At 35.1% G+C, this 21,631-nt stretch carries 19 protein-coding genes; all 19 read right to left on the bottom strand.

Translation table 11 applies throughout. The features are described from left to right. Positions 1 to 1,148: 1,148 nt before the first annotated feature. Positions 1,149 to 1,811, bottom strand: a complete 663-nt coding sequence (locus OD355_RS08875) for a sugar transferase (RefSeq protein WP_263038112.1) — start codon at positions 1,809 to 1,811, stop codon at positions 1,149 to 1,151. A gap of 209 nt (positions 1,812 to 2,020) precedes the next feature. Further along, a complete protein-coding gene (locus OD355_RS08870; RefSeq protein ID WP_263038111.1) occupies positions 2,021 to 2,479 on the bottom strand; it encodes a hypothetical protein in 459 nt (152 codons plus the stop codon). After that, positions 2,472 to 2,945, bottom strand: a complete 474-nt coding sequence (locus tag OD355_RS08865) for a helix-turn-helix domain-containing protein (RefSeq protein WP_263038110.1) — start codon at positions 2,943 to 2,945, stop codon at positions 2,472 to 2,474. The genes OD355_RS08870 and OD355_RS08865 overlap by 8 nt, the downstream gene beginning before the upstream one ends. Before the next feature lie 3 nt (positions 2,946 to 2,948). Beyond that, positions 2,949 to 3,500, bottom strand: coding sequence for a hypothetical protein (locus OD355_RS08860; RefSeq protein WP_263038109.1), 552 nt, complete (start codon positions 3,498 to 3,500; stop codon positions 2,949 to 2,951). A gap of 233 nt (positions 3,501 to 3,733) precedes the next feature. Beyond that, the gene (locus OD355_RS08855; protein ID WP_263038108.1) at positions 3,734 to 4,945 is read right to left on the bottom strand and encodes a UDP-N-acetylglucosamine 4,6-dehydratase; all 1,212 of its coding nucleotides are present in this window, start codon (positions 4,943 to 4,945) and stop codon (positions 3,734 to 3,736) included. A 227-nt stretch (positions 4,946 to 5,172) separates the two neighbouring features. Next, on the bottom strand, positions 5,173 to 6,072 hold the full coding sequence (locus tag OD355_RS08850; protein ID WP_263038107.1) for an NAD-dependent epimerase/dehydratase family protein: 900 nt from the start codon (positions 6,070 to 6,072) through the stop codon (positions 5,173 to 5,175). 115 nt (positions 6,073 to 6,187) lie between these two features. Next, a complete protein-coding gene (locus tag OD355_RS08845; RefSeq protein ID WP_263038106.1) occupies positions 6,188 to 7,408 on the bottom strand; it encodes a glycosyltransferase family 4 protein in 1,221 nt (406 codons plus the stop codon). After that, positions 7,398 to 8,576 carry a non-hydrolyzing UDP-N-acetylglucosamine 2-epimerase gene (gene wecB / locus OD355_RS08840; protein WP_263038105.1) on the bottom strand — a complete coding sequence of 393 codons (1,179 nt, stop codon included), beginning with the start codon at positions 8,574 to 8,576 and terminating at the stop codon, positions 7,398 to 7,400. Before wecB ends, OD355_RS08845 begins: the two co-directional genes overlap by 11 nt. 1 nt (position 8,577) lies before the next feature. Next, a complete protein-coding gene (locus OD355_RS08835) occupies positions 8,578 to 8,940 on the bottom strand; it encodes a four helix bundle protein (RefSeq protein WP_263038104.1) in 363 nt (120 codons plus the stop codon). A 34-nt stretch (positions 8,941 to 8,974) separates the two neighbouring features. Then, positions 8,975 to 10,093, bottom strand: coding sequence for a polysaccharide biosynthesis C-terminal domain-containing protein (locus OD355_RS08830; protein ID WP_263038103.1), 1,119 nt, complete (start codon positions 10,091 to 10,093; stop codon positions 8,975 to 8,977). Positions 10,094 to 10,192: 99 nt separating this feature from the next. Then, positions 10,193 to 10,663 (bottom strand): WxcM-like domain-containing protein, encoded by a 471-nt coding sequence (locus OD355_RS08825; RefSeq protein ID WP_263038102.1) that lies wholly within the window; start codon positions 10,661 to 10,663, stop codon positions 10,193 to 10,195. A 21-nt stretch (positions 10,664 to 10,684) separates the two neighbouring features. Further along, positions 10,685 to 11,728, bottom strand: coding sequence for a polysaccharide biosynthesis protein (locus OD355_RS08820; protein WP_263038101.1), 1,044 nt, complete (start codon positions 11,726 to 11,728; stop codon positions 10,685 to 10,687). Positions 11,729 to 11,787: 59 nt separating this feature from the next. Then, the gene (locus tag OD355_RS08815; RefSeq protein ID WP_263038100.1) at positions 11,788 to 12,999 is read right to left on the bottom strand and encodes a glycosyltransferase; all 1,212 of its coding nucleotides are present in this window, start codon (positions 12,997 to 12,999) and stop codon (positions 11,788 to 11,790) included. Between the two features lie 48 nt (positions 13,000 to 13,047). Further along, positions 13,048 to 14,424 carry an O-antigen polymerase gene (locus OD355_RS08810; protein ID WP_263038099.1) on the bottom strand — a complete coding sequence of 459 codons (1,377 nt, stop codon included), beginning with the start codon at positions 14,422 to 14,424 and terminating at the stop codon, positions 13,048 to 13,050. Further along, on the bottom strand, positions 14,417 to 16,435 hold the full coding sequence (locus tag OD355_RS08805) for a DUF6259 domain-containing protein (RefSeq protein ID WP_263038098.1): 2,019 nt from the start codon (positions 16,433 to 16,435) through the stop codon (positions 14,417 to 14,419). Before OD355_RS08805 ends, OD355_RS08810 begins: the two co-directional genes overlap by 8 nt. Further along, positions 16,425 to 17,612, bottom strand: coding sequence for a glycosyltransferase (locus OD355_RS08800; RefSeq protein WP_263038097.1), 1,188 nt, complete (start codon positions 17,610 to 17,612; stop codon positions 16,425 to 16,427). Before OD355_RS08800 ends, OD355_RS08805 begins: the two co-directional genes overlap by 11 nt. A 42-nt stretch (positions 17,613 to 17,654) precedes the next feature. Further along, complete coding sequence (locus OD355_RS08795; RefSeq protein ID WP_263038096.1) at positions 17,655 to 19,184, bottom strand: lipopolysaccharide biosynthesis protein; 1,530 nt, start codon at positions 19,182 to 19,184, stop codon at positions 17,655 to 17,657. A gap of 41 nt (positions 19,185 to 19,225) precedes the next feature. Continuing rightward, positions 19,226 to 20,545, bottom strand: a complete 1,320-nt coding sequence (locus OD355_RS08790; RefSeq protein WP_263038095.1) for a glycosyltransferase — start codon at positions 20,543 to 20,545, stop codon at positions 19,226 to 19,228. A 38-nt stretch (positions 20,546 to 20,583) separates the two neighbouring features. Beyond that, complete coding sequence (locus tag OD355_RS08785) at positions 20,584 to 21,630, bottom strand: nucleotidyltransferase family protein (protein ID WP_263038094.1); 1,047 nt, start codon at positions 21,628 to 21,630, stop codon at positions 20,584 to 20,586. Position 21,631: the final 1 nt, after the last annotated feature.

The following is a 21,631-nucleotide window of genomic DNA, read 5'->3' as shown; positions in this document are numbered from 1 at the left end:
TGACTGTAATCAAAAGCTGATGCCAGTCAGCAGGAATTGTTCTTGAAGCACAAAGTTTTTCCGCTCTGAGCCTTGTGCGCGGCCCACCTTATGCCGGCTTGATTTTTTTGTAACTTTTTTTATCAAGAAAAAAAGTTAGAGAAGAACTCGAGGAACGTAAATGCGGTGTGAGATTGCTTCGCTCCGTCCTAAGGCCTCAGGAACCGTCGGAGTACTTCGCTCGCAATGACGCGCTCCCGGGGGTTCCGTCATTACGGTAAAACGTAGCGCAGCGTAGTTGTAGAAGTCATCTTTTGAATTTCCAGCGACCACGCAGACCTAAGCCACGAAGGATTTCTTTGTAGTTTGACAACAATGCAATAAGGTTCATGCAAAGAGCACAGAGTTTTTAACGCAGAGACCGCAAACATGACTTAACTACCTTCTATCTTTGTGATCCTTAGTGTCTTAGGGCCTTTGTGGCAAAAGCATGCTTGCACCCCCTACACATCTTTACACTAAACGCCTCCACAAATACACAAATACACTTCTTTTACCCATCACAGGATCACATCGTAACAACGTCACTTGATAACTATATTACTAAACAAATCCAGTTCTGGCTATTCTTTTTGCCATTGCCGCAAAAAGAATCAAAAAAGTCTAGCCTGCCTGAAGGTGACCCACGCGCATGGGCTCTGACCCGGAAGCAATTTGCACTCAGGAACAATTGCTTCGCCGCATTTACTCTAAGATCTATCATTTCTTTCGGGCGAATCAATCACCTTCCGTGCATTGCTTCCTGTCACTGACAGCCAGGCGATGGTGCGAACTGCCCTCTTAGTGTAGCTTTGTATCTGCGCTGTGCACTTTGTGGTAAAAATAAATTATCTCATAAGGTTCACGCAAAGAGCGCAAAGTTTTTAAACGCAGAGACCGCAAACATAACTTAACTACCTTCTATCTTTGTGATCCTTAGTATCTTAGGTCCTTTGTGGCAAAAGCATGCTTGCACCCCCCTACACATCTTTACACTAAACGCCTCCACAAATACACAAATACACTTCTTTTACCCATCACAGGATCACATCGTAACAACGTCACTTGATAACTTCATCACTAAACACATCCACACCTCCACAAATCCACAAATAACCTCCATCACTGCACTAAAGCTCCCTTTTCGGCAAGTCTTTGAAAACTTTATAGTGCAACTGGCTCGAGGGGCTGATAATTGCCCAGGCTGTAAGAAAAATAATCCAGAAGTCTGTTGACAATGATTTATGTTTATTATACCACATTTCCAATTCACCTTTATAGGGAGCTATCACTGTATTATAATATTCTGCTCTATCCATCTTGGTATTAGTAAGCAATTCTTCCTCATCTCTGAAAACAATAGAACCTATACCGGTAATTCCCGGTTTCGAATCATATATTTTCTCCTGAACCTCAGCAGGATAAGCATTAAAAGTTTTATCTACCAAGGGCCTGGGGCCTACAATGCTCATATCGCCTTTCAGTACATTTAAAATCTGGGGAAGTTCATTGATCTTTGTCATCCTTAAAAACCCGCCGATAGGCAACAAACGCGGATCTTTCCTAACTGTAATCAACCCGGTACCCAAATTGGGACTATCTTTCAACATTGTCGCAAACTTGATGATATTAAAATACTGCCTTTTATAGCCTATTCTCTTTTGTAAATAAAATACATAATGCTCACCGGTCAGCAGTAAAATAATCACGATCGGGATCATGAAAGGCAACAGCACGATAAAAGCAATGCCGGAAACGAGAATGTCGAAAAGACGTTTAATGAGAGGATACATTTTTAATGATAAATGATGAATGATAAATATAATTAGCTGTATTTTTCCAGTAATATTATTTTTGTTATAAAATTGTAACAATGGAATCAAGCTTCATAAAACGGAAACTTTTATTTGGAATGCTTTCCGGGTGCAAAAGATTGTCTTGGTATTACCTGCATTATGGTACCAGTATAAAATCTATTTATGCACAATGAAGGTTGAAATTATTAGAAATTATTTGTGTGATTGACAGGAGGAATTTCAAAAATAACATCTTCATTTAATAAATCCTGAAGATTAATAGTCGGCAATATGAATTTATTATAAAAGCCGCCTTCCGTCTTTGTATGTAAAATACCCCTGGAAGTGCCTACAGTAATTACTGCCAGATGTTTAGCCAAGTCTACCGGAACAATAAATTGTGTTGCTTCCGGATTTTGTTTAAAAAAATCATTCTCAACTTCGAATTGGCAAGCGACTTTAAGTAAAATAAAAACCTTACCGTTGCTGCTGTAGCGAATATGAAATTTACATTCAATGCCAGATACTTCTATATTGACTCCGAAACCAACTTCCGTTTCAATCGTTATTTTATTATCAACAATTTCAACATCTTCAATAATTGCAAATTGTTCAGTTCTGATTCCAGACAGCCGAAATGAAATTTTATATGAATTGTTATCCATAACAGGTGAGGGATGATTTTAATGTAATTGGACTAATGCTTTTCATTGGAATCACCTTCGTTTCATATATAGCTCTAAAAGGCTCATGGGCCGGTGAATATACATGAGTAAAATTGCGCTTAAGTGATGCAGAGGCATTTACTGTAGTATACTTTGCCTTACCGGTTATCTGTAATAGCTCCAGGTTTAATACGTCTTCCAGTTTCGAAATTGTATCAAGTGTAAGATTCTCATTTCCTCTTAACCACTTATTCACTTGCTGAGGCGTAACATCTAGCATTTCAGAAAGCCGTACCTGAGTAATTTGTTGAGTTCTTAAAGAACGCAAGACTGCAAGGGCAATTCTTTGAGAATGTTTGCGCCAGCTTGCTTCTTTTTGCCTTTGCTGCGCCATTTGCTTCCAGTTACTTTCCGTAAGAGGGCCAAAGGCCTGCTCCAGCTTTTGATGTAAATCTTTTTTGTTCATATTCTATTCAGGAATCAATATTCCAATATCAAAAGAGTCAAAAATGTCTTTCTTTCTCAAAATGTTTGAAATCTGTTTCAATTTTTCTAATTCTTCTTGTGTGTGTTGACGTTCCTGCATGGTGGCGGTGAGTTTTAAAGCGCCACCGGTTATTAAATAGCATCCGTCTTTTAATCGTATGGCATAAAGCCGAAGAAAGCTTTTGCCTTTATGTTTTCCATAGGCTTTTGACTGTAATAGCGGAATATCATAATCATCATTTTTATGCAACGGTAAAAAAATATAATTGTCTAAAGTTTGATTAGACAAACCGCTGATGCAATCCAAAATTTTATTTTCTAACTGAGCTGCTTCATATAATGTTTTACAAATAGCATCCTCAATCTTCATACTAAGATCGCTCTTATTATTTTCAAAAAATTCTTCCAAATAAACTATGTCATTCCATTTATCAAAACACTCCTGAAAACAATCTGTTTCTTTATTGACGTACTGAACAGCATATAGCATATCTTCTTTAATGATCCGAACAACAAAGGTACAGTATATTTTCATTAAATCAACTTATAAGCTTATTTTATGAAATAATTTTATCTGGGGTGGCCTGAACAGAACAAGATTATCTCCCCCGCTTCGCTTTATTGTACGTTTTTCAACGAATACACGACTTCGCATGATCACTGCATAACTTGATCACCAGATAACCACATCACCCAACTACACAAACAAGCAATTCAACGAATAGACGACTTCACAGGATCACTTGATAACAGGATAACCCAACAAACCTACATCTTCTGATCTAAGCCCATGCCTGTTTCTATATGCTCAAAGCCCGGGATCATTTTGTTCAGCGCTGCTACAATATCTTTCTTTTCCGATGTTTCAGATTCAAACACTTTCTTTAATTCTTCAATCACGTTATCCAGCTCAGCTATCTGCCTGCGTTCCGCATTCTTCACCACGCCAAAAGATTGATAGGTGTTCATATCCAGCTCTTCCGTGTCGGTATAAAATTCTTCATACAACTTCTCGCCGCTGGTATTGCTGCTGAAAAAGTAAACGGGGTATTTGCCGTTGGCAATATCTTCCTGCGAGCTGCGCGCTTCTTCTTCCGTAGCGCAAACCTTCATGTCATAACCGATCTCCTGCAGGAAAGGCTCTACCACATCAGCAAACTTCACCATGGTTTCTTCTTCCAGTTTCGGGAAGAAAATTTCTCCCGAATTCCCCAAGATGCACGCGGAGAGGCATATCTGGCCCGATTCATCGGGCGATACAAAAAACCTTTTTACATCAGACGGACAGGAAAGCGGTTGCTGCTTCAATACCCTGTCTACAAATCCTATCAGCAGGCTGCCGTTGGAGAAAGCCACATTCGCAAAGCGGGCGGTAGTGATCTTGAATTTTTCAGAATAGGCCAGTATCACTTCTTCCATCAGCTTCTTGCTGGCACCCATCACGTTTACCGGGTTGGCAGCTTTATCGGTCGACACGCAGAAGAAATGTTTGGGCGGGTATTGCAACAGCACGTCCAGCAATGCTTTTGCTTTGATCACATTGTTATCTACCATCGCTTCAATGGAATAAATATCTTTTTCAGAGCGCACATGCTTGTGGGCTGCAAAGTTGGCCACAATATCAAAAGGGCCTTCGTGCAGGAATATCTTTGTAAAAACCTTGTCGCTGAAGTTTACCGGGTACGTTTTAAAATCCTGCGGCAACTGAATATCATTCCTGCTGCGGCAGTCTCTCACAAGTTCGGTCAGCCCGTTTTCATTGATGTCCACTACAATCAGTTTAGCGGGGTTATACTTCACCAGCGCGCGGATGTAAGACGACCCAATAGTACCTGCACCACCGATCACCAGTACTTTTTTACCTTCAATTTCTTTTTTGAATGTTTCATAATGGGCATCCAGATCCGGTTTGAACAAACTTTCCGTGCGATGTGTGATATGCTGGCCGACAAATTTTTCTATGTTGAATGATAAGGACATTTTTTGTTAATTGTGAATGGTGAATGGATAGTGATTTATGGATTGTGATTTTTGATTACTATTGCCTTGACCTGTACCCAAGTCATTGTATAGTATTATTTGACTTGACATCAAGGCAAATTAGCTGATAGTCGATAATTTTAATTTGTAATAATAATTTATGATAACATGGATTTTTAGTTTGCGCAAAGATATTATAATCAAACAATCAAGAAATTAAATAATTACTAACTTATCTTGTAATATTTCAAAACATTCAATGGCTGCCAACTTAATTCTCGTTTTGCTTTCTCATTGCTAAAAGTCAGGGATTGAGTTATCTTTTCTAATTTAAGAGAGTTAATTGGCGCCTTATCACCTAAAACGTCTCCCATTATAGCTATTGACTTCGCCAGCCAATATGGAATATTTACCGGTAATTTTTTATTCAAATGATGTGATATAAGAATTTCTAATTGACGAAAAGTAGGTTGAGTATCATCGCAAACGTTATAAATACCGCCTTTTTGCGCCAGCGCAGGGATTATATTAGCAATATCTTCTACCATCAATACACTTTTCCTCGCCTTTCCACCTGCAATGCTTAAATATTTTCCTGACCTTATACCGTTTACCATTGCTCCAAGATTGCCAGGCGCATTAGGCCCTGCAATAAGAGATGGCCGGATAATAGCCAGCGTTACACCATGTTTAGAGCACCATTGTGTTAGGAATTCTTCCGCCTGTTTTTTACTTAAGGCATATGGAGACGTCCCATCCAAAGGATGATTTTCTGTTATATTTTCACCTTTTTCGCATCCGTAAACAGCAACAGTACTAATAAATATAAATGAATTCGGCAAACCCGACTTCTCCAACCCGGTACAGAGATTTTTTGTGCCTTCAAAGTTCACCTGAAAAAATACTTTCTTTTCATTTTCTGTTTTAGGGACAGAATGCGCCTTTCCTGCGGCATGCAAAATAATATCGTATTTCTTATCAAAAGCAGGAATCTCTTGAGCTAAATTTATTTTATAATCATCCTCATCCGTCAATCCTGCGGTAGTAACTTCATACGTTTTTCTTAAAAGAGGCTTGACGTTTTCCCCCAAAAAACCAGATGCACCTGTGAAGAGTAGAGATTTCATGTGTGTATATTTATGTTTTTAATGGTCACATGGAATACACCATATAACCATTCGGTTGGTTTTCAACTTCACTTATGGCTATTCATTTTACAATAGTTTATTAATTTGATACGCTTTACAATATTTCATAAAACTTTTCAAGCACCTTATCTTCGGAATAATATTGTTCTGCAATTTCTCTCGATTTTTTGCCCATTAGCTTTAGTTTCAAAAGATCACTTTCTGTGAGTGAATTAAAAAAATTATATAATCCAAGTGTATCATCAGCAACAAATGTATAACCAATTTCATGCTCTCTCACAAGCATACTAATTTCACTATCTTCATCACCGATAAATAAAACAGGCTTTCCTGCAGATAAAATATTATAGGTTTTAGAAGGCACTCCCAGCCCTTTCATTCCTTTAGCTAATGTAATTATAGCCACATCACATTTTCCTAATACTTCCTGTTGCTCATCTCTGCGGTAAGGCGGATAAAAGCTTACCTTATGCATCATTTTATTATGCCTTACAAAATCAATCATATCATTTTTTACTGCACCATCACCTATAAAATCAAAACAAATTTTATCATTGTTAACTTTGCTTATTATATCCAATAACTCAAGCAACCCTTGAACTCTTCCCATATTACCGGCATATTGAAATACAATCTTTTTAGCAGCATTTTCATCATTCCTGATGAAGGTATTTTTGGGTAAAGCCTGAATATTTATTGTATCTCCCCAATTGGGAACTATCACTATTTCCGGTTGTAAAGATTTGAATTGTAATTTTTCTTCCAATATCGATTTCATATCCCTGCCTAATACAATTAACCTGCTTGCATTTCCGTATGCCTTGTCAAATATGGCTTTCAGAATTTTATAGAAAAAAGATTTTTTGCTTTTGATTATACCCGCAGGAATAGTATTTTCCGGGAAAACATCGTGAACCAATACATTTAATTCAAACCTTTTTATTTTTTTTAGAAGACTGATAAGCACCAACAATGGCGCCGGATTAGTTACTATAAACACCTTATCACTCTTTCTGATGTTGATCATAGCGCTCCAACATAAGGCAATACTTAATGTCATAAACCGTAGCATGCGATGTATAATTTTGTCTTTACTTCCGGCAAATGATTTAATTCGCTTTATATCTATCGTATCGCTGATCTCAAAAGACGGTTTGCGCGAATTCTTATCATAAGTCGGGTAACCACATAGAACTTTTACATCATATTTATCCGAAAGTTTATTTGCAATTTTTGAGAGGATAAATGACGTAGACGTTTCTTCCGGGTAAAACAACTCAGTAATAATCCATAGCCTTTCTTTATTACTTTTCACTCCAAACAACTCTTTTTATATAATCGGTATATGATATAATTATTCTGACAACTTTCTCCGATACATTTGGCATGGAATAATCTGCCACTCTCCTGAAATTCCTGCTTTCCCCTACTTCCTGCTGCTGCAATTGTACCAGGCCCTGCATAATTCTTTGAGGTGAAAGGCCAACCATCATTACCGAAGCCTCTTCCATAGCTTCCGGCCTTTCGTGTGCCTCACGGATATTTAATGCACGAAAATTGAGAATGGAACTTTCTTCAGAAATGGTACCGCTATCCGACAAAACAGCATAAGCGTTTTTCTGTAATGCGTTGTAATCGTGAAAGCCCAATGGTTTCAGGAATTGCACTTCATTTCTTACCTGTACTTTCATTTTCTCAATCATGTTCCTGGTGCGCGGGTGCGTAGAAACGATTATCGGCATATGATATTGATCAGCAATGGTATTCAGGCTTTCGATAAGTCCGTTAAAGTTTTTCTCGGAATTGATGTTTTCTTCCCTGTGAGAGGATACTACAAAATATTTTCCTTTCTTAAGATTCAATCTTGTAAAAACATCAGAGGCTTCAATCTGCGGCAGGTAATGTTGCAGCACTTCATACATGGGCGACCCTGTCTTAATAATCCTGTCTGCCGGCAACCCTTCCCTTAATAAATACTCTCTTGCAATATCGCTATAGGTAAGATTTACATCTGCTGTATGATCTACAATCTTCCGGTTTGTTTCTTCAGGCACGCGCTGGTCGAAACACCTGTTGCCTGCTTCCATATGAAAGACAGGAATATGGCGCTTTTTAGCCGGGATGGCGCAGAGGCAACTGTTTGTATCTCCCAAAACCAGGAAAGCATCAGGCTGCAATTCTTCGAGCAATGGGTCAATCTTAATCAAAATATTGCCTACTGTTTCGGTAGCATTTTTTCCGGCCGCTTCTAAAAAATGATCCGGTTTGCGTAAGCCAAGGTCTTCAAAAAATACCTGGTTTAATTCATAATCATAATTCTGGCCCGTATGCACTAACGTGTGTTCTATAGCTTCGGAACGGTCAAGCGCAGCAAGCACCCTCGCCAGCCGGATGATCTCCGGGCGTGTGCCTACTACGGTCATTACTTTGAGTCTGGTAGTTTGTAATTGGTTATTAGTCACTGGTTCTATCTCCGTTGTCATTTTAAAGCTCTTTTGTTTTTATAGATTTGATCAGTCCATTCAATAGTTTTCCTACTGTTTCAACTTCACAAATTATGTTTAAGTATTCTGTTTCAGTCATAAATGTAAGGTTTTTTGAAATTAGCAATTGAGTTTCCAACTCTTGTTGGCTTCCAAGCGAAATAGACAAGAAGTGCACAAATTCTTTAGCAGATTGTCTAGCTGCTCCCTCTGCAATATTACTAGGAACAGAAACGGCAGATCTCCTAATCTGATTAGTTAGGCCAAACATTTCTTCTCTCGGAAAATTCGAAGTCAGCTTGTAAATTGAAGTTACCAATTCAACACTTTTTTTCCATACTTCAAGATCTTTATGTGTCCTCATCAGCAAAACAAATTACCAATTACAAATAACTAAATTATACTTCCTCAAACCACGTATCAGCATCTTTCGGGTCGTAGGGTTCGTTTATCCAGAAAATAGTATACAATTCCTCTTCACCTATATTTTTAATGTTGTGTGTATACCAAACAGGCATATCTACATAGGCAGGGTCTTCTCCGTTTAGATAAAAATCAAATACTTCTTCAGTACCAACTTTTCTCAATTGAATTAATGCCTTGCCTTTGATAACCGCAAAGCGTTCAATCTTTCTTGTGTGGTAATGATTGCCCCTGGTTACGCCCGCTACTGTTGTGGAGAAGGAACATTGTCCGCCGATGCCTAATCTTACTATTTCTACAAATGCTCCCCTGTTATCTGTATGCTGTACAAACTTTCGTGGAAAATAATCTTTTAAATCGATGTATGACCGGAAAGTATTAAACAAATTGAGATCAAACGTCGTCTTCAACTCCGGTATCTCACCTTTATCAAAATAGCTGGATTTAAAATAGTTTAATTTTTGCAAAACTTCAGTTACCTTATTGGTGGAGGTATGAGGTATTATGTATGCTTCATTTGTTTCGCGAGCTCTTATTCTACCAATTATTTCATTTACCAGCTCGCCTACATAGATCAGGTTTACTTCTGCATCCTGTTGTACTTCGGGTAACTCCCCATGTGTAAGTTTATGACAAAAAGTAGCAATAAAAGAGTTATAATTTGGCAAACCAAAAGGGCCAAATACGTTAGGTATTACCAGGCCTGTAAATATACCACCACTTTTTTGCGCCCACAATGCCAGCATTTCCCTGCCTTCTTTTTTAGACTTGCCATACAGATTTTCGCGCTGCTCCTGGGAAGATGATGAAAACAAGATGTGAGCCTTAGAGCCCGTACGCTCCAAAGCATTGATCAGCTTTTGAACCAGGCTGATATTCGTATCATATATCACCTGCGGATCGGGGTGGCGGTTCATAGCTGCCAAATGTACAATTACATCGCATTGACCAACAAATGTCTCCAATGCTTTATCGTCTCCGAAAAAAGATATATCATATGGTACTTTTATAAATTCTTCCGGGTACAACCCAAGTGTATTGTATAAATAAGTTCCTACAAAACCTTCCTGACCTGTGATGCCTATGCGTAACATTTTTTATTAGTAATTAGTGAATGGTGAATGGTGGTTGGAAATTAGTGACTGGTAATTGGTGATTAGTAATTAGTACCACTGATTGCTGATCGCTGATAGCTAACTGCTGATTGCTGACTGCTGATCGTTACTTACAAAATATTCCAACGGATACCGGTGCTCGTCTTTGGTAACATTCAGTAAATAATCTGCCATAACAAGCAACCTTGATCCTGGTTCTAAAGCCTGAATAGCAGATACATATCCCGGCGGGCAATATAAAATATCTAACTCCCCTGCGTGAATTGTAAAGTTTCTCTGTGGCAGATCTTTAGCGGGTTGCTGCCAGTTGTCTATAGCCATCAGTTTAATGCTGAAGCTGCCTGAAACTGCGGAAAACCAACGTTGTTCTATCTCGTGCCCCTGCCAGCCTCTGACAAAATCAGTGTCCCTGTTTTCAATAATATAAAAACGCTTTATAGCAGCCGCATCAAAATCATTGTTGTATTTTAATGAGCCACGTTCATCTTTGTATATTCCGCCTTTGATCAATTCTGGTTGCATAATTTCTTCATCGTCCAACCCTCTCATTAAGAAGGTTGCGGTATATTTTTATCCGGGATAATGATTTACGTCTTTTTCACCTAAAATATCTTCCCTTATCAAAGGAAGTTTTTTCAACAATTCTTTCATGCCTTCTACATCCAGGCGATGTGTGTTGTGTGAATGGTACTCGTCAATATAATTTTTTTCTACCTCGCCTTCGGTAAAATATTGTTCGTAATTCAGGTCGCGGTTATCAGCCGGAATGCGGTAGTACTCCCCAAGGTCTTCTGCTTTTACCATATCCTCTTTATTTACCAGGGTTTCATACAGTTTCTCTCCGTGCCTGGTACCGATTATATTAATGGATACATCGCTCTGGTACAGTTCTTTTAATGCCTTAGCTAAAGTCTCCACAGTAGCTCCCGGCGCTTTCTGTACAAACAGATCGCCCTGCTTTCCATGTTCAAAAGCAAATAGCACCAGGTCTACAGCATCTTCCAGTGTCATCATAAAGCGTGTCATGTTGGGATCTGTGATGGTTAGCGGTTTGCCGGCTTTGATCTGATCTACAAACAGGGGTATTACAGAGCCGCGAGAAGCCATTACATTGCCGTAGCGGGTGGCACAAAAGATGGTCTTGCTATCGTCTAGGTTTCTGGATTTAGCAATAGCCAGTTTTTCCATCAGCGCTTTAGACATGCCCATCGCATTGATCGGGTAAGCAGCCTTATCTGTACTTAGCACTACCACTCTTTTTACTCCATGCCTTTCAGCTGCCGTCAATACATTATCCGTACCCAGAATATTAGTCTTTACAGCCTCTAAAGGAAAGAATTCACAGGAAGGGACCTGTTTTAAAGCAGCAGCATGGAAGATATAATCCACACCCATTACAGCGTGCTCCACGCTACGATAGTCGCGCACATCACCGATATAGAACTTTACTTTCGGATCATTCAGGCGCTTGCGCATGTCATCCTGCTTTTTCTCGTCGCGGCTAAATATTCTTATTTCTTTAAAATGGTCGGTCTTTAAAAATCGCTGCATTACAGCGTTACCAAATGAACCGGTACCTCCGGTGATGAGAAGGGTTTTATTTTGTATTTGCATATATATTTCGTGTTTTATGGTGCAAATATAACGAAGCCTATATTGATTTAAAATTAAATCTATATTGTAAGTAGTTTTTTATATAGATTCATATAGTTTTTTGTCATCAGAGACTTCTCAAATTTTTTATTTACTAAGTCAACACAATTAGAGTAATAATAAGATTTACCGTTATTTTTTATTGTGTTTATTGCTGAACGCAAACCATCATAATCATATTTTTCAACGACTATTCCTGTATTATTAGTGATCAATTCTGGGCTAGCAGTACAATTATAAACTATTGCAGGAGTACCACAGGCAAAACCTTCTATAGTAGTCATACCAAAAGTCTCTTCATGTGATAAATTCAATACAATATCTACCAATGAATACCAATTTATTAATTCATCAATATTTTCAGTTTTTTCTATTCCCAAAATTTTGGAAGGTAATTGTTTAACTTGTTTACTACTAAGGCCTATTAATACCAATAATTCATCATCATTCAAATTTTTACTTAATTCTATGTAGTCCTCAAAACCTTTCCTATTATTCCATGTACTTGCTACACCCAGCAATAGAAATTTATTTCTAATAGGGTATTTACTTAATAGATTAGTTCCATTTCTGAAATTAAATTTTTTAGTGTCAATGCCATTATAAATCCTATATATTGGCAGCTTATTAAGAAAAGATTCAGTAACTATATTCTTCAACCATTCTGAAACTGTAACTATAGTTAAATTATTTAAACCCGAGAAAATTGCTTTTTTTAAAATATAATTGTTCATAGAGTTGTCCAATAAATAACTTTTAGGATATTCCAATTTCTGTGGACACTTAAAACATTGTGATTTCCACTTATTACAATTTACATAAGTGAAGTGAGTGCAGTGACCAGTGAATGCCCAACAATCATGTAACGTCCAAACAGTAGGTATTTCGGATTTTTTCAAATAATTGAATAATAGCTCTACATTCAAATAATATCCATGTAAATTGTGTAAATGTATTATATCCGGATTGATGATCTTCATTTTTTCAATAAATTTTTTGGTAGCATCATTCGAAGCAAATCCATGATTATCAAACAAACGTGTTTTAAATGCATGATATTTATTATCCCATTCGTTCCCAATTTTAATTTTTGTTGAGCAACTCGGACGTTCATTCCGACCAAAAGCGATATAACTATCCCAACCGTTTTCTATCGCATTAGTTCCAATATCTTCTGCAATACGCCCTGTCGAGCCTGAATTTACAACTGTGTTTATTTGAAGAATTTTCATACTATTTTTATTTAACGAACATTGCAGTTAATACTTATATTTTTGGATTTAAACTCTTGATTGCCACCTCCTATCTTTTTGGTATAACTTTTTATTATTTCTTACCAGCTTTGTAAATACATAAAAAATAAAATAATATGATACAATAAATCCAACAGTGAACGCAGTGGAACTCAGCAAATCTCCACGCATTGCAAAAAAAAGCATTGACAATATTATAAAATATAAAACCTGAAAAAAATTATTTTCTTCTCTATAAAAAAATTTCCAGTATTTTTTATCTATTAAAGCTGTAACGTAAGAAATTATAATTAGAAATAACAAAATACCTACAAAACCAAAATTAATAAAACCCTCTGCAAAGTAGTTAGCAGATATATTTTCCCATATTAAATTAACTTCCTTAGCTAAAAACGCTCCAGAGCCAATAGGCTTATTCTCCCACACAGACCGAGGCACCCAAAACAATAACACTCCTATTAATTGCCTCCCATAAGTAATTAGGTCTTCAAAAAGAATAAGGGAAAAATTATAGTAGCTATCAAAATGCGCGGAAGAAAACATATCGAATTCAAATTCAAACTTAATTTTTTGATTAACATCAAAATATCGAAAATTATTAAGAAATGGAAAGACAAATAAAAGGCCTGACATGAATAATAATGAAAATAGATTTTTTATTTTTGTAAATTTAAAAGAAATAAGCACTAAAGGCAGATATACGGCAGCAGCGTAAAATCTTGCTACGCTGGTAGGGAAAATAGTTAAAATGGCAATAATCAATAATAAGATGGAAATAAAAATCTTCCTATTAGGTGTAGACAAATAGTACATCAAACATAGGATAGATATAGGTCGAATTGTTTGCATTAGAGCCATTGCGGAAGATGATGATATTGAAGCTACGCCACTTTCTTCTTCTCCGTATAGACCCCTGAAAAACATCTTATTGATATCAAAATCCAAAAAATAAAATGTTGTAACTAGCGAAAATATTGATAAGAAAATCAAGATCAATACCTGTTTTGGAGTAGCTTTATTTAAGTTGTATTTGTTAACAACAATTTTATGAATTTGTATTTGTCTGAAAAATTTATTATATAAAAAATTATATATTATTATTATTATTATTAGTAATGTATTCATTAAAAAATATTCGACTTCTTTCAACTCCCTTCCTCCATAAAATGAACTTCGTGAATAAAACTGCACGATTGGTGCAACACCGAAAAAAAAGTATGAAAATAAAAAAAAGATTTTTTTTAATGAATACGGATATTTATCGTCTATAAAAATTATATATATTGAAAGGATTTGTATAATCAAGCTCGTTATATATACCCTAAAGGAAAAGTGTGGTACATCGCCGTTATAGAATAATAAAATAGATGATAAGGAAAGGATAAAAAATATAACTTTATTCATATGGCATCTTTTTTATATAAATAATATTGTAATCCTCTGGATTTATACTAACTTTTATCGTGTTATTACCTACGGGATATGAAGTTCCACGGTTTGTTTTCTGCAATATACTTTCTGGCAAAAATTTAAAGTTGGTCCTTAAAATTATTTCTTTGCTAACGTTAGATAAATTAGTAATAATACACAAAAATTCATTTCTGTTATTTCTATACATTGAAGATTTTACTGACAAATCATTTGTAACAGCTAAAGGATTAGTATGATAATATGATATAAATTCAGAAGATATATATCCAGGAAAACTATTTAAAATTTCACGAATTTCCTCCCATTCATTAATTGCGCTGTAGATTGGCCACGGTTGTATATCATGAAGCAAAAGTAATCCTGCAAGTTTACGTGTTGGACCTATACTGGTATAATATTTTTCACTAAAAGCAGGAAGAAACCCTGCTGGAATGCCATAGGCTTTACCGGAATATTCAGATTGAAAAGCAGCAAGATTTGTCACCTGTAAGTAGTCGTCTTTAACCCTAATAACATCTTGTCGGAATTGTTCTCCATCAATATACATATCTGCAAATGCTAAAATTGTAGGAACTATTCTGGCTGACGAATGTGCGATTATCATTTTAGATTGATCAGTTTTAACCATCTTGTATATTCTTTCATACAACTTTCTCATATCCATAAAAGGAAAGTATGGTATCTTTTCATTACGATTGTTGAACTTTCTCACAGGTTTTATAGAATTAATATTGTTAATCCAAGCATAATCTAAATAATAACCATCAAGGTCCATTTGTTTCAAAAAAGTATTACTTTTACTAACAATAAAATCCTGATAAGTTTGCGATGTAAAATCGACGCTAGCGTAGCGATCACCATAAGCTTTAACATCTGATGAAAGATCTTCATAGCCTATATCCCACGAATTGTGATACATTTTCCACTCTGGCGTGGCAGTTGAAATAAAATTTAGATTGTTGTATACTAATACTTTGTGACTGTGCGTTCGTAAGTTTTGAACGTGTTTTTTAAAAGCTTTCTCATTTTTTGCTTCTAAATAACCAAAATATTTTAGTGCATATGGTTGCTGGGGCGAGGGCCAAATAATATTGATATTTGAGGAACTCGAGCCGGTAAGAAACCACGCGCGCCAATCTTCCGGGTATGGCTTAACAGGAGTGGCTTGTATACCAAACTCAAAATTCCAGATATTTGTATTGTTGTTGAGCTTAAATTTAGATCTAACATTAGCTGAAAGCTTATCTTTAGTAAATATAATAGCCCGTGAATCTGTATAATTATACCATGTTTTTGGGGATTCCGTAAACCAAAATATTCCTTTTTCCTGATTTCCCACCCACCAATAAGGTATAAAGGCAGAATTATCATTACCGAAAAAGTCAGCTTTCCACCAAAGGGGGGAATCATTAGCAACATTTGAATAGCGATTAATATATTTACCAAGATCTTTATTTAGCTTAACGTCTAAATAAATTGTATGTTCAAGCGCAACATTCGAAGATAAATATGTCTTAAAATATATGAGTCCATCGTAATAGACATCAACATAATTTTTTAGTGTAAGTGTAGCTTTATTTGCTAGTTGAGCTTTAGATTGTAACAACAATTGAATTTTCGACTTTTCCTTCGACAGCACCTGAAGAGAAGGATAGTTCCAATTAAGTTGATGTTGATTTATTACGAATTCGATTGGTTGTGCCAAAACAGGTTCTCCTAAAATTACAACTTGCTTTAATAATACGGTCGGGTTAAAAACATAATCACGACCCCAACATTTAACGATAAAATCATCGTTTCTCTGTAATATTTTTAAAGGTTTCCATGGTAATGGTACTTCATCATTAATACCTATTTTATTATTTAACCATACCTGAGACTTTAGAGAAGAATTAAAAAGTATAGTTAGTATTAATAATATAATAAACTTATGTTTAATAGCCATTTTAGTAGAAATAAGTGGTAAGGCAAATTTAATTGTCAATCAGACGAATAAGTTTACTAACTTGAACCTTAGAACTCTTGTTTTGAAGTACAAATTCTCTAGCTTTTTTACCAAGGTCATTAAGATCATACGCATCTTTATAGTTAATCATTTTTAAATTTTCAGCCAAAGCTTCCACACTTTCATCATCGCTTGTAAAGCAATATTCATAATATTCATCAGGTATGCCTTTTAACTTATACATAAATGTAGGTGTTCCTGATGTAAAGTATTCAAAAACTTTGGAAGGAAAAGAATATTTTGTAAACTCACCGTCCGAACCTCTGGGATTAACCAATAAAAAAGCATTGGCTTGCAAATCAAGAATTTGATTTCTGGGAAGCTGTCCCAAATATTTTATTTGCTGATTTTTTTCGGAAATTTCAACAATTTCATCTTTAGTATCTCCATCACCACAAATCACCAAATCAACATCATGGAAATTAGCCATAATAAAAGCTTCAACTAAATCTAAAATCCCATGTCTTCTGCCTAATGATCCGCCATAAAAAATATATTTTTTTTCATCGTTTTTAGTTTTAGATGATATGGCAGTAGAGTTATCCCACATTCCCTCAATAACCAAACTTTTTTTACCTGACACATTTACATGCTCTTTCATAGCTTCTGAAATTAATACGAAAACATCAATATACCTGGAGTTAGAAGAAAAAATATTTAAGGCAATTTTATTGAAAAACCTATGAATAAAGTTATCAGGGCTTCCCACATGTCCTATTAAATCCGGAAGGTAGGCTACAGTTTTCGCTGCAGTTCTCTGTTTAATGTAAGGCAGCAACTTAAAGAACGGTATATATGCATCATACATAAAAACTGCATCATACTCTGACAAATTGTATCCCTTCAAAATTTTTTTTAGGTTATTATAAATAACCAAGTGCTTAAATAGCGGTAAGTTTATGAATTGTATAGTTATGCCATTTATTGCCTCAGAAATTTTTATTTTTTTACTATTAATGACCGGTTTTTTGTATTTGGAAGGGTATGCACCAATATTAGGAACATTGATGAGATCAATCTTATAATTATTTTCTTGAAAACCTTTCATTAAAGCGCGTTGCAATGTATCATTAGCTATAGAATTTGGCCCTATACTATTATTAAAGTAAGTTTCTTCAGGAATAATACTGGAAAAAAATAAGATTTTTTTTGTCATACTCAAGGTCTTAAACATTTAATTTTTTGCGCCATTGGTTTCTTAACCAGCACGTTTTAAGATTTTTGCATTTATAATATTCAATATGGGTAATTTTTCTTTTTTGTCTAATAATATATAATATCCGCAAATAACAGCCAGTAAACAATTGATAATAGTTATTAATAAAAGACGATAAATATTAGCAGGAATACTATATACTATAAATGCAGCTACGCCTGCAAGAATCACTGAAATAATGAATGAGCGAATTACTATATTTGAGAGGAAGTGTCGGATATTGAACATTATTGCTTTCTTAGCGCTTAACATTATCAAAACGTTTCTAAGCAAAGCAAACACAATCGGGACATACACAGCATAATAAAAATTGCTACCGTACTTAAAACACAAGTATACAAACAGGACACTTAGAAAATAAGATATTGTAACAAGCAATTGTTGTGTTTTGATTTTTCCTGAAGCATGCACTGCCTGATATATAAAGTAATAAAAAGTATCAATATTAGCACATACAACAAGTAATATTGTAAATGTGGAAGCATGTTGGGGAGGCTGACCCAGCCATAAGTCTAACAAATAATCCATTTCGAAGATGGCAGGTATGGAAATTATAAGCATAAGAATAAATGCAATCTTTGTTCCTAAATATAAAAGCTTATACATTCTTTCAAAATTTCCGGCACCATAAGCCATCATAAGTTGTGGTACCACAGATTGTTTGAAATTCATGGAGAAAAGTTCAAATATTGAGGATACTGAAAATGCTATTGCGTATGCTGCATTTATGGTAAGTCCGAAAAACAGGTTTACAATGATGACAACACCCTGTTTATCCGCCACAGAAGCTAATATGGTTACAATCAACATGGAAATAAAGTTCAGCATTTTCTTTATCAAATCTTTATCCCGGACAATTTTGAAGCTAATATTTTTATAGAGCTTAATAGCAAGGAATGTGATCAATAGCACATACAACAAAGTAATACCAAAGTTTAACAACGAGAGTGTTATTAATTTATCTTTATTAATATTGTATAATAAAAACAGTACAATTAATTTCAAAACGGCTTGCCCTATATCTAAAACAGCAATTTTTGAAAACTCCTCTTTGGCTCTCAATAGAGCGGCAAAAGGAACATTTAAAATATTGACAAGTAAGGAAAGAATTGAGATTTGAAAAACTACCTGGGCAGCAAACATACGCTCAACAGGTATATTCATTTTCTTTAAAAAAAATATTGCGAATATTTCTGCAATCAGTAACGACACCACGGCTACTATAGTATGCAAATACAAAGAAGTTCCAAATATTCTAGATAGGGCACCACCTCTGTTCTCACCAATTTCTATTGAAAAAAAACGTTGAACGGCTGTTCCCATGGAACCATTTATAAAGCCAAACATTGTAACTACACTTGCAACAACATTGTTGAGGCCATAATCCTCTACGCCTAAAACTTCCAAAGTTATACGGGTAGTAAAAAATGAAATCAACATGGTTATACCCATACGGATATAAAGGGTTGCTGTATTTTTCGCTATTTTTTTATTAGATGAAATAACCGTCATATTATTTATGTTAACAGCGCATATATTAATTGATTGATAGATTATAGTGTGTTAATATCTTTTTGAACTGCTATGTGCTTTGGAATTTCAGCGCCGGTTTTATGATGATTATAAATGTATTGATAAGCAGATACCAATGTATTGAAACTTTCTATGTTATTCCACATTTCATTAACCGTAATGAGCGCATTGGCTTTTAGGTCTTCTGCCAAGCCAGGCTCATCAATAAGCTTTATCATATTTTTGGATATAGAAGATATATTCTCTTTATCCGACAGCAACACACTTACACGTTTTTGATTTAAAGTAGGTGTTCCACCTGGTGTAATTGTTGTAACAACCGGCAAACCACTAAACATTGCTTCGCGAATGGTACCGGAAATAATATCGATTTTCAAAGGTAATAGCGCGAACTTGGATAACTGTATCTGTTGGATTACATCATTATGGGTGGGCAATTTACCACTAAAAAAAATCTTATCTTCTAACTTAAGCTCTTTAATCCGGGTCTTCAAATTGGTAGTAAAAGGTTCCGGGGTATCACCTACAATATTCAGAGTAATTTGCGGTTTTAATTGCGCTGCTAATGCAAACGCTTCTACAGCAAGATCAGCAGCTTTATTGATCCCACCGGCAAAATATACAAAATCAAATTTCTTCTTAAAATTTGATATGTTGATTTTTTGGGATAAAAATAGAAAAGTAGGAAATATTATCGCCTTAGGGTTTATTTTTTCCCAAATAATTTGCCTATACTTTTCAATCTCAGTACCTATGTATTGTGCCTTTTTTATTATGCTTTTTTCCACCCCCACTCGTGAATTATATTCTGATTCTCCAATAGGATAATTATTTTTAAATTCTTGATCGCTCATTAAAGTCTGTAAACTAACTAAAAAAGGATACTCTTTATTTTCGATATCTAAAGCTACGGAAGAATAATAAGGATTTTCTGCGCCATACATATGAATAATGTGGGGCTTTATATGACGAACAATTTTCAATATATTCTTCCTATTTCCCTTATACAAACTTTTTTCACCGGAAAATTTTCTTTTAAGTTTACCAAACAGAGTCTGATCATCTGGCCTGAAGAAATAATAACTTATTCCATTTTTTTTGAATTCTTCAGTTTCATTAATCATTCCATAGTGCGGAGAAATAACGTATAATTCGAAATCTGTACTATGTTCAAATTCTAATATCCCATTTGTAATCCAAGGCGCAAAGTCAGCAAATGCTGCAACCGGCCTATTGAATATTTTTCTTACAATGCGCTCCATCCAACCACGAGATTTAGATAACTGTATCTTATCTCTAACAATTGAATTTGAAAAATGACAAATCCAAACTATTTTCATTAACCTAATAATTTATTGTTATATGGAATTTTTAAATATTATTCTTCCATATTTTTTAAATATTCATCCCACTCTCCTATATCCCGCCATGATTTTTCGCTGACAGGAAATACACCTACTTTACCGTTACGATTCTTAATTTTTTCAATAAGGTGCGTAATGTGGAAAAATTCATTAACTGGAATTTCATTAAGCAAATGAGGTTCTAAAATATAAAGCCCTGCATTAATCTTATACGTTATTTCAGGTTTTTCTTCCATTTTCATAAGTTCCCCGTTATACCCTGTTTCTACAGTTCCATAAGGTATATTATAGTGTTTAAGTGCTGCCACTAAGGTTAATTCATTTTTATTATTTTTATGGTAATTATAAATTTCAGAGTAATCCTGATCGATAATTATATCGCAATTGGAAACAAAAAATGTAGAATTAATTTTTCCATTCAATAGGTTTAGGCTTCCGGCAGTACCTAAGAATTCTTTTTCTTTTAGATAACGAATACAATATTCTGGATGCTCAAAAGAGTTAAAAAAATATTCTATTAGCTCAGATTTGAAATTTACGGAAAAATAAAAGTCTTTACAACCTACCTCTATAAACCTGTCAATGATGTGCTCCACAATAGGTTTTTTTCCTATTGGTATTAGAGGTTTAGGAAGTACATTTGTTATAGGCTTTAGTCGCGTACCCTTTCCTCCAGCCATGATAACTACAGGAAAATTTAGTTTTTCAACCGGAGGCAATTTTTTTGTTGAAATTAAATCATCCCAAAATACAATTCTCACAACATGGTTTTTGTTATTGATAACTGGCATAAACTCTGTTCTAATTTGTAGCATCCTTCTCTTAATATCTTCCTCACTTTCATTTTCATTAGCTACAATAATATCTTTTCTCAGAATATTCGAAATAGGCGTGTTTAGATCAATATTATTTATAATCGCGCGCTGTATATCACCCACACTTACTAATCCTAAAAAATTATATGCATCGCCAACAATTAACAACTTCACTTTAATATTATCCATAAGTTTCAATGCCGAAATAATAGGAGTATCAATATTGACAAAAAGTTGTTTTTCCATA

The sequence above is a fragment of the Haoranjiania flava genome (assembly GCF_025631005.1).
Taxonomy (GTDB): Bacteria; Bacteroidota; Bacteroidia; order Chitinophagales; family Chitinophagaceae; genus Haoranjiania; species Haoranjiania flava.
This window is presented reverse-complemented; position numbering and strand designations above follow the sequence as displayed.

What these genes read in the sequence shown, in the direction of transcription:
- OD355_RS08875 (WP_263038112.1), bottom strand. Translation starts at nt 1,811, where the DNA reads ATGTATCCTCTCATTAAACGTCTTTTCGACATTCTCGTTTCCGGCATT.
- OD355_RS08850 (WP_263038107.1), bottom strand. Translation starts at nt 6,072, where the DNA reads ATGAAATCTCTACTCTTCACAGGTGCATCTGGTTTTTTGGGGGAAAAC.
- OD355_RS08790 (WP_263038095.1), bottom strand. Translation starts at nt 20,545, where the DNA reads ATGAAAATAGTTTGGATTTGTCATTTTTCAAATTCAATTGTTAGAGAT.
- OD355_RS08860 (WP_263038109.1), bottom strand. Translation starts at nt 3,500, where the DNA reads ATGAAAATATACTGTACCTTTGTTGTTCGGATCATTAAAGAAGATATG.
- OD355_RS08870 (WP_263038111.1), bottom strand. Translation starts at nt 2,479, where the DNA reads ATGGATAACAATTCATATAAAATTTCATTTCGGCTGTCTGGAATCAGA.
- OD355_RS08830 (WP_263038103.1), bottom strand. Translation starts at nt 10,093, where the DNA reads ATGTTACGCATAGGCATCACAGGTCAGGAAGGTTTTGTAGGAACTTAT.
- wecB (WP_263038105.1), bottom strand. Translation starts at nt 8,576, where the DNA reads ATGACAACGGAGATAGAACCAGTGACTAATAACCAATTACAAACTACC.
- OD355_RS08855 (WP_263038108.1), bottom strand. Translation starts at nt 4,945, where the DNA reads ATGTCCTTATCATTCAACATAGAAAAATTTGTCGGCCAGCATATCACA.
- OD355_RS08835 (WP_263038104.1), bottom strand. Translation starts at nt 8,940, where the DNA reads ATGAGGACACATAAAGATCTTGAAGTATGGAAAAAAAGTGTTGAATTG.
- OD355_RS08795 (WP_263038096.1), bottom strand. Translation starts at nt 19,184, where the DNA reads ATGACGGTTATTTCATCTAATAAAAAAATAGCGAAAAATACAGCAACC.
- OD355_RS08815 (WP_263038100.1), bottom strand. Translation starts at nt 12,999, where the DNA reads ATGAAAATTCTTCAAATAAACACAGTTGTAAATTCAGGCTCGACAGGG.
- OD355_RS08820 (WP_263038101.1), bottom strand. Translation starts at nt 11,728, where the DNA reads ATGCAAATACAAAATAAAACCCTTCTCATCACCGGAGGTACCGGTTCA.
- OD355_RS08865 (WP_263038110.1), bottom strand. Translation starts at nt 2,945, where the DNA reads ATGAACAAAAAAGATTTACATCAAAAGCTGGAGCAGGCCTTTGGCCCT.
- OD355_RS08785 (WP_263038094.1), bottom strand. Translation starts at nt 21,630, where the DNA reads ATGGAAAAACAACTTTTTGTCAATATTGATACTCCTATTATTTCGGCA.
- OD355_RS08810 (WP_263038099.1), bottom strand. Translation starts at nt 14,424, where the DNA reads ATGAATAAAGTTATATTTTTTATCCTTTCCTTATCATCTATTTTATTA.
- OD355_RS08825 (WP_263038102.1), bottom strand. Translation starts at nt 10,663, where the DNA reads ATGAGAGGGTTGGACGATGAAGAAATTATGCAACCAGAATTGATCAAA.
- OD355_RS08800 (WP_263038097.1), bottom strand. Translation starts at nt 17,612, where the DNA reads ATGACAAAAAAAATCTTATTTTTTTCCAGTATTATTCCTGAAGAAACT.